At 69.8% G+C, this 15,948-nt stretch carries 10 protein-coding genes and 1 pseudogene; 5 read left to right on the top strand and 6 right to left on the bottom strand.

Annotated elements, in window-relative coordinates:
- Window positions 1-94: 94 nt before the first annotated feature.
- Entirely contained in the window at window positions 95-2,524 is a 2,430-nt protein-coding gene (locus tag MVG78_RS21105) for a thiamine pyrophosphate-binding protein (RefSeq protein WP_428480841.1), read from the bottom strand.
- A 15-nt stretch (window positions 2,525-2,539) separates the two neighbouring features.
- A pseudogene (locus MVG78_RS21100) lies at window positions 2,540-4,143 on the bottom strand (ABC transporter substrate-binding protein).
- Window positions 4,144-4,303: 160 nt separating this feature from the next.
- On the opposite strand from MVG78_RS21100, the gene MVG78_RS21095 reads away from it, so the two are divergent.
- From MVG78_RS21095 to MVG78_RS21080, 4 genes are read left to right on the top strand one after another with little or no spacing between them, the layout of a single operon-like run.
- Complete coding sequence (locus MVG78_RS21095; protein ID WP_247560753.1) at window positions 4,304-5,224, top strand: LysR family transcriptional regulator; 921 nt, start codon at window positions 4,304-4,306, stop codon at window positions 5,222-5,224.
- A 51-nt stretch (window positions 5,225-5,275) separates the two neighbouring features.
- Window positions 5,276-7,543 carry a hydroxymethylglutaryl-CoA lyase gene (locus MVG78_RS21090; protein WP_247560751.1) on the top strand — a complete coding sequence of 756 codons (2,268 nt, stop codon included), beginning with the start codon at window positions 5,276-5,278 and terminating at the stop codon, window positions 7,541-7,543.
- Window positions 7,540-9,537 carry an aconitase family protein gene (locus MVG78_RS21085; RefSeq protein WP_247560750.1) on the top strand — a complete coding sequence of 666 codons (1,998 nt, stop codon included), beginning with the start codon at window positions 7,540-7,542 and terminating at the stop codon, window positions 9,535-9,537. Before MVG78_RS21090 ends, MVG78_RS21085 begins: the two co-directional genes overlap by 4 nt.
- 50 nt (window positions 9,538-9,587) lie before the next feature.
- Entirely contained in the window at window positions 9,588-11,438 is a 1,851-nt protein-coding gene (locus MVG78_RS21080) for a glycoside hydrolase family 15 protein (RefSeq protein ID WP_247560748.1), read from the top strand.
- Between the two features lie 6 nt (window positions 11,439-11,444).
- On the opposite strand, the gene MVG78_RS21075 is transcribed toward MVG78_RS21080, so the two are convergent.
- From MVG78_RS21075 to MVG78_RS21060, 4 genes are all read right to left on the bottom strand, one after another.
- Window positions 11,445-12,512 carry a HoxN/HupN/NixA family nickel/cobalt transporter gene (locus tag MVG78_RS21075; RefSeq protein ID WP_247561160.1) on the bottom strand — a complete coding sequence of 356 codons (1,068 nt, stop codon included), beginning with the start codon at window positions 12,510-12,512 and terminating at the stop codon, window positions 11,445-11,447.
- Between the two features lie 140 nt (window positions 12,513-12,652).
- Window positions 12,653-13,210, bottom strand: coding sequence for a hypothetical protein (locus tag MVG78_RS21070; protein ID WP_247561158.1), 558 nt, complete (start codon window positions 13,208-13,210; stop codon window positions 12,653-12,655).
- A gap of 77 nt (window positions 13,211-13,287) precedes the next feature.
- The gene (locus tag MVG78_RS21065; protein ID WP_247560746.1) at window positions 13,288-13,929 is read right to left on the bottom strand and encodes an aspartate/glutamate racemase family protein; all 642 of its coding nucleotides are present in this window, start codon (window positions 13,927-13,929) and stop codon (window positions 13,288-13,290) included.
- Window positions 13,930-13,976: 47 nt separating this feature from the next.
- Window positions 13,977-14,918, bottom strand: coding sequence for an N-carbamoyl-D-amino-acid hydrolase (locus MVG78_RS21060; RefSeq protein WP_247560744.1), 942 nt, complete (start codon window positions 14,916-14,918; stop codon window positions 13,977-13,979).
- A gap of 116 nt (window positions 14,919-15,034) precedes the next feature.
- Between MVG78_RS21060 and MVG78_RS21055 the strand changes: the two genes are divergently transcribed.
- Window positions 15,035-15,940 (top strand): LysR family transcriptional regulator, encoded by a 906-nt coding sequence (locus tag MVG78_RS21055; RefSeq protein ID WP_247560742.1) that lies wholly within the window; start codon window positions 15,035-15,037, stop codon window positions 15,938-15,940.
- Window positions 15,941-15,948: the final 8 nt, after the last annotated feature.

The following is a 15,948-nucleotide window of genomic DNA, read 5'->3' as shown; positions in this document are numbered from 1 at the left end:
TCCCGGTCCGGGGACCGGGCGCCCCCATGATGCCCGGACGGCCGCCGGCTGGCCAGTGACGGAGCCCTGGCCGCCCCGGCTCAGGAGACCCGGCTCAGGAGACCCGGCGCAGGTGGCGGACCGGCCTTCCCCGGGTCAGCGCCTGCGCCGAGGCCGCGATGCTTTCCGCGTCCAGCCCGTGGTGGCGGTAGAGGTCGCCGATTGTGCCGGTCTGTCCGAAGCGTTCCACGCCCAGCGCCCGCGTGCGGTGCCCCTGGACGGCCCCCAGCCAGGCCAGCGTGGCGGGATGCCCGTCCAGCACCGTGACCAGGCCACAATGCGCGGGCAGCCGGGCGAGCAAGGCCTCCACATGGCTGCGGGCCTCGGGCTGGCCTGACTCGCGCAGGCGCTGCGCCGCCGTCCAGCCGGCATGCAGCCGGTCGGCCGAGGTGATGGCGAGGAGCCCGATATCGCGGCGGTCCTCGGCCAGCAGGCCCACCGCCTGGATCGCCTCCGGCGCGACCGCCCCCGCATAGGCCACCACCACTTCCGGGTTCGGCCCGGGCGGCCGCATCCAATAGGCGCCCTGGAGGATGTCCCTCTCCAGCTCCGCCGTCATCTGCCGGCGCGGCTGTTCCAGCGGACGGGTGGAGAGGCGCAGATAGGCCGCCCCACCGGCCTCGTCGCGCAGCAGGCTGCCGGGCGGCGGCGCATCGTGCCGTTGCAGATGCGCGAAGGCGAAGCGCAGGGCCACCGCCAGCTCGTCCACGAAGGCCGGCTCGAAACTCGCCAGCCCGTCCTGCGACAGGCCGATCAGCGGCGTCTTGATGGACTGGTGCGCGCCGCCCTCCGGAGCCAGCGTCAGTCCCGAGGGCGTCGCCACCACGACGAAGCGCGCATCCTGGTAGCAGGCATAGTTCAGCGCATCGAGGCCACGCTCGATGAAGGGGTCGTAGAGCGTACCGACCGGCAGCAGGCGCTCGCCATGGATCGCGTGCGACAGGCCGAGGGCGGAGAGCATCAGGAACAGGTTCATCTCCGCGATGCCCAGCTCCAGGTGCTGTCCCTCCGGCGAGAAGCGCCAGTTGAAGGTCGAGGGGATGCGCTCCTTGCGGAAGGTATCGGCCATCTCCTCCCGGGCGAAGAGGCCACGCCGGTTCACCCAGGCGCCCAGGTTGGTGGAAACGGTGACATCCGGCGAGGTGGTGACGATGCGCCGGGACAGCGGCGTGTCGCTCTTCGCGATCTCGTGCATCAGCAGGCCGAAGCCCTGCTGCGTGGACATCTGGGGCTGCATCGGCACGGGCAGCGCCGCCGGCACCGGAACGGGCTCCGCCGTGAGGCGCCGGGGCGGGCCGTGGTTGAAGGGCACCGTGTCGAGGAAGGCCGCGAGCCGTTCCTCCGGCAGGTCCAGCCCCTCGAAACGGTCCCACTCATGCCCCTCCCGCACACGCATGGCGGCGCGCAGGGTCTCGAACTGCGCCGGGGTCATCAGCCCGGCATGGTTGTCCTTGTGCCCCGCCAGCGGCAGGCCGGAACCCTTGATCGTATAGGCGATGAAGCAGACCGGCCGGTCATGCGCACGCGCCGCCTCGAAGGCCCGGAGCAGCGTCGGCAGGTCATGCCCGCCGAGATTGCCCATCAGCCGCGCCAGTTCCTCGTCGCTGCGCCGGGCGATCAGGGCGGACACCTCCCCCTGGTCACCGAGATCGTCCATCAGCCGCCGCCGCCAGGCCGCCCCGCCCTGGAAGGTCAGCGCGGAATAGAGCTGGTTGGGGCAGTTCTCGATCCAGGCCCGCAGCCGCTCCCCGCCCGGCTCGGCGAAGGCAGCCTGCTGCAGCAGCCCATGCCGCAGCACTACGACATCCCAGCCGAAATTCCGGAAGGTCGCCTCCAGCCGCGACCAGAGCCCTTCCCGCACCACGGCGTCCAGGCTCTGCCGGTTGTAGTCCACCACCCACCAGGTGTTGCGCAGCCCGTGCTTCCAGCCCTCCAGCAGCGCCTCGAAGATATTGCCCTCGTCCATCTCGGCATCGCCGATCAGCGCCACCATACGCCCCTCGGGGTGTCCCTCCCCCAGGCCCTTGGCGCGCACGTAGTCCTGCACCAGTGCGGAGAAGAGCGTCTGCGCCACGCCCAGCCCGACGGAGCCGGTGGAGAAATCCACGTCATCCGTGTCCTTGGTGCGCGAGGGATAGGACTGCGCCCCGCCGAAGCCGCGGAAATCCTCCAGCTTCGCGCGCGTCTGCCGGCCCAGCAGGTACTGGATCGCGTGGAAGACCGGGGAGGCGTGCGGCTTCACCGCGACCCTGTCCTCCGGCCGGAGGACCGCCAGGTAGAGCGCCGTCAGGATCGTCGCCATGGAGGCGGAGGAGGCCTGGTGGCCGCCGACCTTCAGCCCATCCGTGTTCGGGCGGAGATGGTTGGCGTGGTGGATGGTCCAGGTCGCCAGCCAGAGGACCTTGCGCTCCAGCTCGGCCAGCGCCTGAAGATCGATGCCTGTCACGCCTTCCCCCTTTTCCCGCTGCCCGTCCTGGTTGGACATCCTGGCTGGAAACGGCTACGCGCGCCGCACGTTCCAGAACTTCGCGAAGCCGGGCAGCACGCCCGTCACATCGGCACGCAGCACCGTCGGCAGGAAGACCTGCGCCACGGGGATCCAGTTGGCCTCCTGCAGGGTCTGCACCTGCAACTCGCGCGCGATGCGCTGGCGGTCCGCCTGGTCCGAGGCCAGGAACCAGTCGCGGTAGAGCTCCTCCACCCGCTCGCTGCTCGGCCAGCCGATCCAGGCATCCTTGCCGTTGGCCCGGATCGCCGGCACCACGGTCGGATCGGTGAAGTAGTCGCCATCCGCGCTGACCGCGAAGATGTTCCAGCCGCCCTTGTCCGGCGGCTGCTGGCTCACCCGCCGCTGCACCACGCTGCCCCAGTCCATCGCCTGGTAGTCGAGGTTGAAGCCCATCTTGCGCAGCAGGTCGCCCAGCACCTCGCTGACGGCGTTGTTCACCGGGCTGTCGGTGCCCACCAGCATCACCACGCGCTCGCCCTTGTAGCCGGCCGCGGCCAGCTCGCGCTTCAGGGCGTCGAAGTCGCGCCGGCCGCGCATCTCCTCCAGCCCCGCCTCGGTGGCCATCGGCCCGCCCGGCAGGAAGATGCCGACCTTGCCGCCGCGCAGGCCGGGGTCGGTGCCGCTGATCATCTGCTCGAACTCGTCCTGGTCCACCACGGACAGGACCAGCCGGCGGATGGCGGCGTTGTCGAAGGGCGGATGCAGGTGGTTGAACTGGACGAAGGCGATCGTGCCGGCGCGGTTCGTGATTTCCGCGCGGAGGGATCTGTCGCGCCGGACCAGCGGCAGCAGGTCGGGGATCGGGCGCTCCCGCCAGTCCACCTCGCCATTCTGGATCGCCGCCAGGGCGGTGGAGGCATCCGGGATCACCTGCCATTCCACGCGCTCGAAATGCACCTGCTTCGGGCCGCCGGACAGGCCGGGTTCGCCGCCGGAAGCCATTCCTCCTTGGCGCGGCACGTAGCCATCGAAGCGCGCATAGGCGACGCGCGCGCCCGGCAGCCGCTCGGCGGGCAGGAAGCGGAAGGGGCCGCTGCCGATCATCTCCGCCATCGGCGTGCTGGGATCGGAGGGGATCAGCCGCGCCGGCACGATGAAGGGCGTGTAGGGCGTCGTCTTCGCCAGGGCGAGCGGCAGCAGCGGAAAGGGACGCTTGAGGCGGAACAGGATGGTCCTGTCATCGGGCGCGGACAGCTCGTCGGTCACGGCCATCAGCGTCTTGCCGAAGGGATCGCGGCGCGCCCAGCGGCGTAGGCTGGCCACGGCATCCGGGGCCCGCACCGGTTCGCCGTCATGGAAGCGGAGCCCCGGCCGGAGCCGCAGCATCCAGCTGCGGCCATCATCCGCGACCTCGTGGCCTTCCACCATCTCCGGCACCGGTTCGCCGGCGGCGTTCAGGCCGTAGAGCGTGTCGAAGATCATGAAGCCGTGGTTGCGCGTCACCGTGGCCGTGGTGATGCCGGGGTCCAGCACCGCCAGATCCGCCTGCGGGATGACGCGCAGCACGGAGGATGGGCGCCCCCCGTCTGGGCGCCAGCCAGCCGCGGAGCCGCGAGCGAGGCCACGCCCGCCGCGAGGAAGCTGCGCCGCCTCATGCCTTGGTCTCCTCCCTGCCGCCGGGTTTGCCCCGGTCGGATGATGTCTGAGCCCAGGTCTAACCCTCCCCTCCCCGCAAGCCAAGCCGGTCTTTCGGCACCCTCCGGCAGCGGCCATGATCGCGCCGCACCGACCCCGGCCCCAGGATGGAGATGCGCCGTGAACCCTTTCCAGGCCGATTGGACGACCCTGCGCATCCTGCTGTCGACGGTGGAACTCGGCAGCATCACCCAGGCGGCGCAGCGCTGCGGCATCGCCACCTCGGCGGCGGCGAAGCGGCTGCAACTGCTGGAACGGGATTGCGGGCTGCCTCTCCTGGAACGGGGTGCGCGCGGGGTGCGCCCGACCGCGGCGGGGGAGGCGATGGCGCAGCATGCGCGCGCCCTCTTCGACCTCTCAGCCCGCTTCGCCGAGGATTTCCGCGCCTTCGCCCGTGGCGGGCAGGGCAGCGTGCGGCTGGGCGCCTCGGCCTCGGTGATCGCGGGCCATGAGCTGGGGGCGACGCTGGCCGGTTTCGCCGCGCGGCATCCCGCCATCCGCGTCGAGCTGAAGGAGGAAACGAGTTCCGCCATTCTCCACGACCTCATCGAGGGACGCGGGGATCTGGGGCTGATCACCAGCGCCAGCGAGATCCCGCCCACTCTGGAGGTCCGCCCCTGGCGGCGCGACCGGCTGGTCGTGCTGTGCCCTCCGGACCATCCCCTCGCGGTGGCCAGGTCCCTGCGCTTCGGCGCGCTGCTGGAACATCCGCTCATCGGCGTGCAGGAGGGCGGCGCCTTGTCGCTGATCCTGCGCGATGCGGCGCGCAGGCTCGGCCACCGGCTGGAATTCCGCTTCCAGGTCGGGGCGACGGAGGCGGCCCGCAGCCTGGTCGCGGCGGGGCTGGGCCTCGCCGTGGTTCCCGAAGGCCTGTCCGGTGCGGGGACCGGGACCCCCGCCCTCCGTGCCGTGCCGCTGGACGAGGACTGGGCGCGGCGGCGGTTGCGGCTGGTGACACGGCCGGTGGCGATGCTTCCCCCCGCGGCGCGGCTTCTGCGGGACCATCTGGCCCCGCCAGCTTCAGTCAATGGCGGACGCTGATCCCGTCAACCGAGGCTTCACCGCCGTGCCTCGCGGGGGCATCATGGGCGGATGAGGAACGCCATCAGGAAGCCCGCCGTCACGGTGCGGGAGGTCGGGCCGCGCGACGGCCTGCAGATGATCCGGTCGCCGATGCCGACCGGGGTGAAGCTGCGCTGGATCGCCGCCATGGCCGAGGCCGGAATCCCGGAGATGGAGGTGGCGAGCTTCGTGCCGCCCGCCACCATGCCGCAGATGGCTGATGCCGCCGAGGTCGTCGGCAGCCTGCGCGCCTCGCATCCGGGCCTGCATGTGATGGCCCTGGCGCCCAATCTGCGCGGCGCGCAGAACGCCGCCGCGGCCGGGGCGCGGGCGATCATCCTGCCCGTTTCCGCCAGCGAGGCGCATAGCCGCTCCAATGTCCGCCGCAGCCGGGCGGAGCAGGTGGCGGAGTTCCGCCGGGTGGTGGAATGGGCCCGCACGCTCGGCGCGGCGCGGCCCTCCATCGAGGCCGGGATCTCCACCGCCTTCGGCTGTTCCCTCCAGGGCGAGGTGCCGGAGCGCGACGTGATCGCCCTGGCCGCCGAACTGGCCGGGGCCGGCGCCGATGGCGTCGCCCTGGCCGACACGCTGGGCTATGCCAGCCCTCGGCAGGTCCGCCGGCTGGTGCGCGCCGTGCGCCTGGAACTCGGCCCCGTGCGCCTCGGCAACCTGCATCTGCACGACACCATGGGCACCGGCCTGGCCAATGTGCTGGCAGGGCTGGAGGAAGGCGTGCGCGGCTTCGATGCCGCCCTGGGCGGGCTCGGCGGCTGTCCCTTCGCGCCCGGCTCGGTGGGCAATATCGGCACGGAGGATCTGGTCTACCTCCTGGAATCCGAGGGTTTCGACACCGGCATCGACCTTGCCGCGCTGATCGAGGCACGTGCCCTGTTGCAGGAGGGCCTGCCCGGCGAGACGCTGCATGGCCACGTCGCCAGGGCTGGCATTCCGCGCACCTTCCATCCGGCGCGGGAAGTAGCCGCCCCGCCGGAGACCGCAGCACCGGAGGCACCGCCCGGGGCTGTCCCGGCCGCGCCGCGCGGCACGGCCGGCCCGCTGCATGGCATCCGCGTGCTGGAATTCACCCATATGATCATGGGGCCGAGCTGCGGCATGGTGCTGGGCGATCTCGGCGCCGACGTGATCAAGATCGAGCCCGGCCCGGAAGGCGACAACACGCGGCGGCTGATGGGGGCGGCGATCGGCTTCTTCCCCAGCTTCAACCGCAACAAGCGCAGCCTGTGCCTCGACCTGAAGCGCCCCGAGAGCCTGGAGCTGGTGCGCCGCCTCGCCACCGGGGCCGATGTGGTGCTGGAGAATTTCCGCCCCGGCGCGATGGACAAGCTCGGACTCGGCTATGCCGATCTCTCCGCGCTCAATCCCCGGCTGATCTACTGCTCCTGCAAGGGCTTCCTGCCCGGCCCCTATGAGCACCGCGCGGCGCTGGACGAGGTCGTGCAGATGATGGGCGGCCTCGCCTACATGACCGGGCTGCCCGGCAAGCCGATGCGCGCGGGTTCCTCGGTCAATGACATCATGGGCGGGCTGTTCGGCGTGATCGGCATCCTGGGCGCGCTGCGTGAGCGCGAGGCCACCGGGCGCGGCGCGCATGTGCAGTCGGGGCTCTTCGAGACCAACATGGTGCTGATGGCGCAGCACATGGCCGCCACCGCCATCACCGGGCAGAACCCGCCTTCCTTCGGCGATCCGGCCATGGTGAAGCCCTGGTCGGTCTATGACGTCTTCGACACGGCCGATCCCGGCGAGCAGGTCTTCGTCGGCGTCGTGACGGAGACCCAGTGGCGCGGCTTCTGCGAGGCCTTCGGCCTGTCGGACCTGCTGCGCGACCCGGCGCTGGCCAGTCAGGCGCAGCGCGTGCTCGACCGCTCCCGCTATCTGCCCCGTGTCGCGGAGGTTTTCCGCAAGCTGCCCAAATCCGAGCTGATGGCGCGCTGCGAGGCGCTGGGGCTGAGCTTCGCGCCGATCGCCCGGCCGGGCGACCTCTTCGACGACCCGCATCTGGTGAATTCGGGCGGCCTGCTGGAAACGGAGATGGCGAGTGCCGAAGGGGCCGCCCGCGTCGCGCCTGGAGGCGTTGCCGCGCGCCCGCTGGCCGGGCTGCCGGCCCTGCCCGTGGCCGTGGACGGCGCCCGCCTGGGCATGCGGCGCCAGCCGCCGCGCAACGGCGAGCACAGCCTGGAGATCGCGCGGGAGGCCCGGCTGACCGAGGCGGAGATCGAGCGCATGGTGGCGGCGGGCATGCTCTGGGCGCCCGGCCTGCCGATGGCGGCGGAATGAGCGCCCGTCTGGATCTGCCGGGCCGCGTCCTCTTCCTGTCCGGCGATCCGGATCTGGTCACGGCGCAGCTCCTGGGCCGCGACCTGAGCCGGGTGGAGGCGGGACGGCTGCGCGACGACGTCTCCACCGACGAGATCACCCCCCTGCCCTCGCTCGTCCATTTCGACGAGCGGCTGGCCGATCATGCCTATACCGGCGTCAAATGCGGCGCCGTCCTGCCGTTCCGTCCGGGGATGGCGCGGGCGGGCGGCTTCTCGGTCACCGTCGCCGGGGCGCGCTACGGCAAGGGCTCCTCCCGCGAGCACAGCCCGCTGGCCGAGACGATGGCCGGCATCCGGCTGGTGATCGCGGAAAGCTTCGAGCGCATCTACCGCCAGAATGCCGACAATCTCGGGCTCTTCACCTCGACGGATTTCGGGCTGATCGAGCGCATCCGGCGCGGCGAGGCGATCGGGGTGGAGGAGCTGGTCGCGGACCGGGACGCGATCACCGCCGCCGTGCTGCGGGCCGGCGGGCTGCTGGCCTATGGGCGGACCGTGCTGCGGCATGCCACGGGCGGTGCACCGCCACTGCCACAGGGGCCGCAGACCCTGGCCGCCAAGATCCTGGCCCGCCATGCCGTGGCGGTTCCGGGCACTGAAGGACGGCTCGAACCGGGCTCGGGGATCTTCGTGCGCGCCGACCGGCGCTTCATCCACGACATCTACACGGCGATGTGCCGCTTCATGCTGCGGGGCGCCTTCGGCGAAACGCCGGTGCTGGAGGACCCGGGCTCCATCCTGACCTTCGAGGACCACTATTCCTATGCCCACCGGAGCCCGGCGCATGTGGAAGGCGGGCTGCTGCCGCAGGTCCGGGCGCTGTCGGACGCACACCGCGCCTTCGTCGCCGAGCATGGGCTGACGGATCACGGTTACCTTCCGGGCGGAGAAGGCTCCGAGGGCATCTCCCATGCGCTGGTGGCGGAACGCTACGCCCTGCCGGGGCAGCTCATCGTCGGCACCGACTCCCATACACCGCATAGCGGGGCGCTGGGCTGCCTGGCCTTCGGTGTCGGCACCACGGACATGGCGAATGCCATGGTGACCGGCATGGTGCGGCTGACCGTGCCGGAGGTGCTGCGCATCGAGTTGCAGGGCCGCCCGCCGCCCGGCGTGACCGCGAAGGACATCGTGCTGCATCTCCTCGCCTTGCCCGGGCTGAAGGCCGGCACGGGCGTCGGAAAGGTCTTCGAGTTCGCGGGGCCGGGCATCGCCAGCCTGGGCATCGACGAGCGGGCCACGCTGACCAACATGACCGCCGAGCTGGGCGGCTTCGCCGGGATCGTCGCCCCCGATGCCGAGACCCGGCGCTTCCTGCGCGAGCGGCGCGGCGTCGACGTCGCGCCGGAAGCCTGGATGTGCAGCGATCCCGGAGCGCCCTATGCCGAGGTGATCGCCGTGGACCTGTCGCGGCTCTCGCCCATGCTCGCCGCGCCGGGCGATCCCGGCCGGGGCGTGCCCGTCGCCGCGCTGGAAGGGCCGGTGCGGATCGACATCGCCTATGGCGGTTCCTGCACCGCCGGGAAGCGGGAGGATTTCGACCATTATCACGAGGTGCTGGCCTGGGCCGCGGCACGCGGCCTGAGGACGCCCCCGCATGTCCGGCTGCTGTTGCAGTTCGGCACGGCGGCGGTGCGGGATTATTGCGTCGCGCGCGGCTATCTCGACACCTTCGCGCGTGTCGGCGCGGAGATCCTGCAACCGGCCTGCGGCGCCTGTGCCAATTGCGGCCCCGGTGTCTCGGTCTCGTCCTCCCAGGTGACGGTCAGCGCCATCAACCGTAATTTCCCGGGCCGTTCCGGCCCCGGCCAGGTCTGGCTCGCCAGCCCGCCGACCGTGGCCGCCAGCGCCATCGCGGGGGAGCTGATCTCCTTCCAGGCGCTTCAGGAACGCTATCCTCTTCCTGTGGAGGCACCGGCTCTCGAGGGAGGCAGGACGGACGCGGCCGGCTGACGCGGCGGCGCGGCAGTTGCGCTTTCTGCTTTACACCCCACAGACAGGTGATGCGACGCGCGATACACCGGACCTCCATTCCAGCCCTGGCGGAAAGCCCGCCCGAGGGTGCCAGCTTTCCCATCCAGGACTATGCCGCGCTGGGCGATGGGCGTTCCGTGGCGCTGATCACGCCGGATGGGGCAGTGGGCTGGTGGTGCGTGCCGGAGATGGACTCCCCGCCCCTCTTCGACCGGCTGCTCGATGCCGGACAGGGCGGCTATTTCCAGATCCGCCCCGAGGGGGCCTTCGAGGTCGAGCGGCACTACCGCCACGACAGCAATATCCTGGAGACCCTGATCGTCACGCCGGACGGGCGCGCCCGGGTGACGGAATCCCTGAACAGCAGCCTGGCCGGGCGCCTGCCCTGGAGCGAACTCGCCCGGCGCATCGAGGGCCTCGCCGGAACGGTGCGCTTCCATATCAAGGCGGTCTTCGGCACGCGCGGCGATACGGCCTCGCCCTGGCTCCAGCCCAATCCGAATGGCTGCGTCTTCCATGTCGGCCCCGTGCTCGGCATGATGCGCTGCACGCCGAACATCCGCATCCTGGAGGAGGAGGACCGCAGCATCACCGCCACGGTGACGCTGTCCGAGGGCGAGCGTGCGACCGTCGCCCTGCTGGCCGCCGAGGACGAGCCGCTGGGCGTGCTGCCGATCGAGGAGATCGATGCGCGGATCGACACCAGCGACGAGGCCTGGCGAAGCTGGGCGGGGGACCTGCGCTATGACGGGCCGCATCGCGAGGAAGTCCGGCGCAGCGCCCTGGCCCTGAAGCTGCTGCTCTACTCGCCCTCCGGCGCCATCGCCGCGGCGGCCACGGCGGCGCTGCCGGAACGGATCGGCGGCAACAAGAACTACGACTACCGCTATGCCTGGATCCGCGACGCCGCCTATACGGTGAATGCCTTTCTCCGCATCGGCGTCATGGCGGAAAGCAAGGCCGCCTTCACCTGGCTGATGCGGCGGCTGGGCGAGCACGGTCCCCGGGTGCTCTATACGCTCTGCGGCGACACGGTGCCGGAGGCGAGGGTGATCGAGGCGCTGCCGGGCTATCGCGGCTCCCGCCCCGTGGTGGTCGGCAATGCCGCCGCGCATCAGCACCAGCACGGCATCTATGGCGACATCTTCGAGACGGCGGCCCTGTTCGTCGGCGGTGGCCATATCCTCGACCAGCGGAGCGCCCGCGTGCTCTCCGGCCTGGCGGATGAATGCGCCGATCGCTGGCGGCAGAAGGATTCCGGCATCTGGGAGCTGGAGGAGCCCCAGCACTACACCATGTCCAAGATCAGCGCCTGGCAGGCGCTCGCCCGCGCGGTGGAACTGGCGGAGGCCGGTCACCTGCCCTCCACCTGCGTGCCGCGCTGGCAGCGCGAGCGGGACCGGATCGCGGCCTGGATCGACAGGCATTGCTGGTCCGAGGCGCGCCGCGCCTATACCTTCTTCCCGGGCACCGAGAGGCTGGATGCCTCGCTGGCCCTGGCCGTGCGCTTCGGCTTCGATGGGCGGGAACGCCTGTCCTCCACGCTGGACGCGATCCGCGCGGAACTGGGCCGGGGTGCGCTGCTCTACCGCTATTCCGGCGCCGAACAGGAGGAGGGGACCTTCCTGGCCTGCTCCTTCTGGATGGTCGAGGCTCTGGCCATGCTGGACCGTAACGCGGAGGCCGAGGCGGTCTTCGCCGGCACGCTCGGCGCCATCGCGCCAGGGGTCGGCATCATGAGCGAGATGGTGGACCCCCGGACCGGCGACCATCTCGGCAATACGCCGCAGGGGCTGAGCCACCTCGCGCTGGTCCATGCCGCCTGCACGCTCCAGGGCGATCGCAAGCGGCCTTTCCGGAAGGGGAGTGGCACGGGCTAGGGGCTTTTATACCAAATCCATGTTCTGGGGTTTTGCCGGCTGCAATCGGTCGTAGCGCTTGGCGCGGTAGATGACTGTCGAGACGATCCAGCTCAGGAGAAAAATTCCCACAACAGCGTAGCCGAAGTTCGTCAGGTTGTCGTTGAGGCCGCTAATGAAATCCCAGAACCCACCTTCGAGACCAAGCTTCTCGCCGATCAGGCCGAGCGCCTCGACGCCGCCGATGAAGATCGCGACCACGACGGAAGCGGCGGTGATCGTCAGATTGTACCAGAGCTTGCGGATCGGGTTGACGAAGGCCCAGCCATAGGCACCCGTCATCAGCACGCTGTCGGACGTGTCCATCAGGGACATCCCGGCCGTAAAAAGGGCCGGGAAGACCATGATCGTCCAGAACGACATGCCTTGCGCCGCTTGCGCCGCGGATATGCCGAGAAGCCCGATCTCGGTCGCCGTGTCGAAGCCGAGACCGAACAGGAACCCAATCGGATACATGTGCCAGGAGTGCGAGACCGCCCGGAACAGAGGCCGGAAAATTCTTGCGATCAATCCGCGCCCCGCAAGCAGCGCATCGAGATCTTCGTCCACGATCGGCTCGCCGGCGCGCGCGCGTTTGAACGCAGACCAGATGCGGCCGAGGATGAAGAGATTGGCGAGGCCGATCGTCAGTAGAAAGACGGCGGACACCGACGTGCCGATCACGCCGCCGATCGTATGAAAGTCCTCGAGCCTGCTTTGCAAAGCGGCTGCGGTCGCCGCGATCAGGATCGAGGCGATGATTACGATAGTCGAGTGACCAAGTGAGAAAAAGAAGCCTACGGAGAACGGCTTTTTGCCTTCCTGCATCAGCTTGCGGACGACATTGTCGATGGCAGCGATATGGTCGGCGTCAAAAGCGTGGCGTAATCCGAACATGTAGGCGAGCAGCGCCGTGCCCATGAGCGCTGGTCGGTCGGAGAACGCTGTCCAGGCCCACAGCCAGGCTGCGAGATTGGCTGCGATCAACAGCGCGAAGGTGAACCCGGCCTTTGCCATGACGTTGGAGGGTTGATCGTCGAATGGATTAATGGCCATGCTCACCTGGGCAGCCTAAGGCATATTCACTTTTGCATGAAAGTTCCTACTCCGCGAGCGCAAAAATCCGGCGCGTCAGGGAATGTGGGGCGCCTCTCATTGCGCCCCCATAACCGACGAGGAACGAATGCAGAGGATCATCATCGGCTGTTCAGCCCCGGCATCTGACGGAGCGGATTGAGCCTGAACCGCTCTGGCTCGGCTGCCCACTGCTTGCAGATGAACGCGTGGGGCGTCGGGCCCTTCAGGGTCTTCAAACGATGGCCGAGGTTGTGGGCATCAAGGAAGTCGGCGAGGTGGCGCCGCAACTGGGAGTGATCGCCGTGGTGGAAGGCGTAGACCCCGCAGGCGCGGTTGGTGAACTGGATGCCATGGCGCTGCAGGCAACGATGCAGTGACGAGCGCGTCAGATGCGGGATCGACGGCTGCAGGGCGTAGAGGCAGTCGTCGGGCGGTAGCAGCGTGTGTCGCCGAAAGGCAACGACGACCGCCTCGTCTTCGACGGAAAAAACCGTGGAGCGTGGCTCCGCTGGACTGGTCCTGCGATCGTTCGTCGAGCTTCGCTTCTTCCACTTGGCGACCGTCTTCGGATTGATGCCGTCGCGCTTGGCCAGGACCCTCAGGCTCTCTTGACTATGCTGTATCGCTCGACGGACTGCCGCTGTCGCCGTGGCGCACCCGTGGTGAACCTGGCCGATAGCGCTTCCTTCCACTCCCATGAAAAGTCTGCACCATCAGAACCTGGGATCAAACACCGGCCGGATCGCGTTCCAGGCTATGACAGGGTGGCGAGCAGGGCCTGGGCCACGGCCGCCTGACAGGGTTCGATCACCGGCAGGCCGAGCTTTTCCTCCAGGAAGCGCCGGTGCCCGGCCATGCCGGCGCAGCCGAGGATCACACTGTCCGCCCCTCGCTCCTTCAGTGCCTGGCCGAGTTCGAGCAGGCGCGGCCGGGGACCCTCCGCGCTCGTCAGGACTTCCATGGGCAGGTCCAGCGGCAGGCTGGCGACGCAGCGCGCCTCCAGCCCCAGGGTCTGCAGCACCCGCCGCTGGCGCTGCACGCTGGCCTCGACGAAGGCAACGATCCCGAAGCGTTCGCCCCGCGCCACCGCGGCGGCGATGCCGGAACGCAGCGCTCCGAGCACCGGGCGCGGGGTCACGCTGCGGAGCAGGTCGATGGCCGGATCGGAGACACAGGCGATGACATAGGCCGCCGCCGGCTCCGCCTCCACGAGACGGCAGAGCGGTTCGGCCACCGCATGCCAGTCGCGCCAGGTCGCGATGGCGGGCGGCCCTTCCGGCAGGCCGACCACCTCCAGCCGCGGTCCATGCGCCAGCACCAGGGGTTGCACCGAATCCCGGATCGTTCCGGTGCAGCTCGCCGAGCGGTTCGGATTGATCACCAGGATACGGGACATGCGGGAGCTCCTTCCTGCGGAACGGGCCGCCCATCGGCCATCGCGGATCAGTCGGGGATGATGGCGCCGACCTGCCCGGTGATGCGGCGGTAGTGCTGCGGCTGGCGATGGGCGGCGAAGTTGAACATCTTCTCCTTGCCCTGGCGGCAGGCGTCGAGGTCGCAATCGGCGACGATCACCTCGTCACCCAGGGTCTTCGCCTGCGCCACGATCACCCCGTTCGGATCGACGATCACGGAGCTGCCGATCAACCCCGACCCGTCCTCGTTGCCGGCCTTGGCCACGCTCACCGCCCAGGTCGCGTTCATGTAGGCATTCGCCTGCGCCGCGAGGTTGGAGTGGAAGGTCCGGATCTCCTCGTTCTCCGTGCTGCCGCCATTGGGGTCATAGGCGGCGGAGTTGTAGCCGATCAGCATCAGCTCCACGCCCTGCAGCCCATAGGCGCGCCAGGCTTCCGGCCAGCGGCGGTCGTTGCAGATCAGCATGCCCATCACCGGCCGGCCCCATGCCCCCGGCCCGCGGAAGGCCTCGAAGCCCTGGTCGCCATATTCGAAGTAGCGCTTCTCCAGTTGCTGGAAGCGGTCGCCCGGGCGCGGCTCGACCGAGCCGGGGAGATGCACCTTGCGGTACCTGGCAAGGATGCTGCCGTCCGGCGCGGTGGTGATGGCGCTGTTGAAGCGCTGCCCCTCCGGCGTGCGCTCGGCATAGCCGGCATAGAAGCCTACCCCCAACGCCTTCGCGCGGTCGAAGAGCGGCTGCACCTGCGGGTTGGGCATGGCGCTCTCGTAGTACTGGTCGAGTTCCGCGCCCTCCAGCAGCCAGCGGGGGAAGAAGGTGGTGAAGGCCAGTTCCGGGAAGACCACGAGTTGCGCCCCCTGCCCGGCCGCCTGTTCCAGCAGCGCGATCATGCGGGCCAGCACCGCCTCCCGGCTGTCCGCGCGCTGGGTGGGGCCCATCTGGGCAGCGGCGAGGCGGAGGATGCGGGACATGGCGGAAACCCTTCTGACCGGAAGCGGCCGGATCATGCGGAGCGATACGGGGCATCGCAAGATCTGATTCTATGGAATAATTGCCTGATTTATACGTTCTATTTATACAGTGCCGCATGCTTACGCTGCGGCAGCTCGAAATCCTCCGCGCCATGGTCCGCTTCCAGACCACCATGGCCACGGCCCGGCACCTGAACCTTTCGCAGCCGGCGGTCAGCACCGCCATCCGTCAGATCGAGGCGCAGCTCGGCTTTCCGCTCTTCGAGCGTGTCAACAACCGGCTCCATCCGCTGGAGGCGGCGAGCATCCTGCAGGAGGAGGCGGAGCCTCTGCTGGCCCTGCACGCGGCGCTGACGGAGCGCCTGCAGGACCTGCGCGAGGCCAAGACCAGCCGGTTGCGCATCCTCTCGACACCGCCGCTGGGGCAGGGCGTGGTGCCGCGGGTGCTCGGCGGCTTCGCCCGCCGGCATCCCCGGCTGAAGATCCATTTCGACATCCGCGACCTGAACGACGTCGTCCGGGCGGTGGAAAGCGGGACCGCCGATCTCGGCATCGGGCTCGGCCTGGGGCCTCAGGCGATGCTGGAGGTGGAGGCTCTGGCCGAGGCGCGGATGGTCGCCATCTGCCCGCCCGGCCACCCGATCGCCAGGCTTTCCGTCGTGACACCCGTGGATCTGGGCGCGCATAGCCTGGTCGCGCTGGATGCCGATACGCGCATGGGCGCCGCGGTGCGCCATGCCTTCCAGTCGGTGCGCCAGCCCTTCCTGTTCCGGGCGGAGGTCCGCACCTGCAGCACGGCCTGCGCCCTGGTCGAGACCGGTACGGGGGTCTCCGTGGTCGATCCCTTCTCCGCCGCGCATCTGCCGGCCGGAGCACTGGAGATCCGGCCCTTCGAGCCCGCCATCCCGTCCACCGCCTGGGCCTTCTGGTCGAACCGCAAGCCGCTGTCCCAGATGGGCCGGCGCTTCATCGGCGAGATGCGCCTCGCCCTGATCCCCGGAACGGGGCGAGAGAACGGCTGAAGCGCGGG

This window comes from Roseomonas gilardii subsp. gilardii, assembly GCF_023078375.1.
GTDB classification, from domain to species: Bacteria; Pseudomonadota; Alphaproteobacteria; order Acetobacterales; family Acetobacteraceae; genus Roseomonas; species Roseomonas gilardii.
This window is presented reverse-complemented; position numbering and strand designations above follow the sequence as displayed.

Bases quoted from the DNA above. Each gene is read 5' to 3' on its own strand.
- MVG78_RS21090 (WP_247560751.1), top strand. From the start codon at position 5,276: ATGAGGAACGCCATCAGGAAGCCCGCCGTCACGGTGCGGGAGGTCGGG.
- MVG78_RS21060 (WP_247560744.1), bottom strand. From the start codon at position 14,918: ATGTCCCGCATCCTCCGCCTCGCCGCTGCCCAGATGGGCCCCACCCAG.
- MVG78_RS21105 (WP_428480841.1), bottom strand. From the start codon at position 2,524: ATGTCCAACCAGGACGGGCAGCGGGAAAAGGGGGAAGGCGTGACAGGC.
- MVG78_RS21075 (WP_247561160.1), bottom strand. From the start codon at position 12,512: ATGGCCATTAATCCATTCGACGATCAACCCTCCAACGTCATGGCAAAG.
- MVG78_RS21085 (WP_247560750.1), top strand. From the start codon at position 7,540: ATGAGCGCCCGTCTGGATCTGCCGGGCCGCGTCCTCTTCCTGTCCGGC.
- MVG78_RS21080 (WP_247560748.1), top strand. From the start codon at position 9,588: ATGCGACGCGCGATACACCGGACCTCCATTCCAGCCCTGGCGGAAAGC.
- MVG78_RS21065 (WP_247560746.1), bottom strand. From the start codon at position 13,929: ATGTCCCGTATCCTGGTGATCAATCCGAACCGCTCGGCGAGCTGCACC.
- MVG78_RS21055 (WP_247560742.1), top strand. From the start codon at position 15,035: ATGCTTACGCTGCGGCAGCTCGAAATCCTCCGCGCCATGGTCCGCTTC.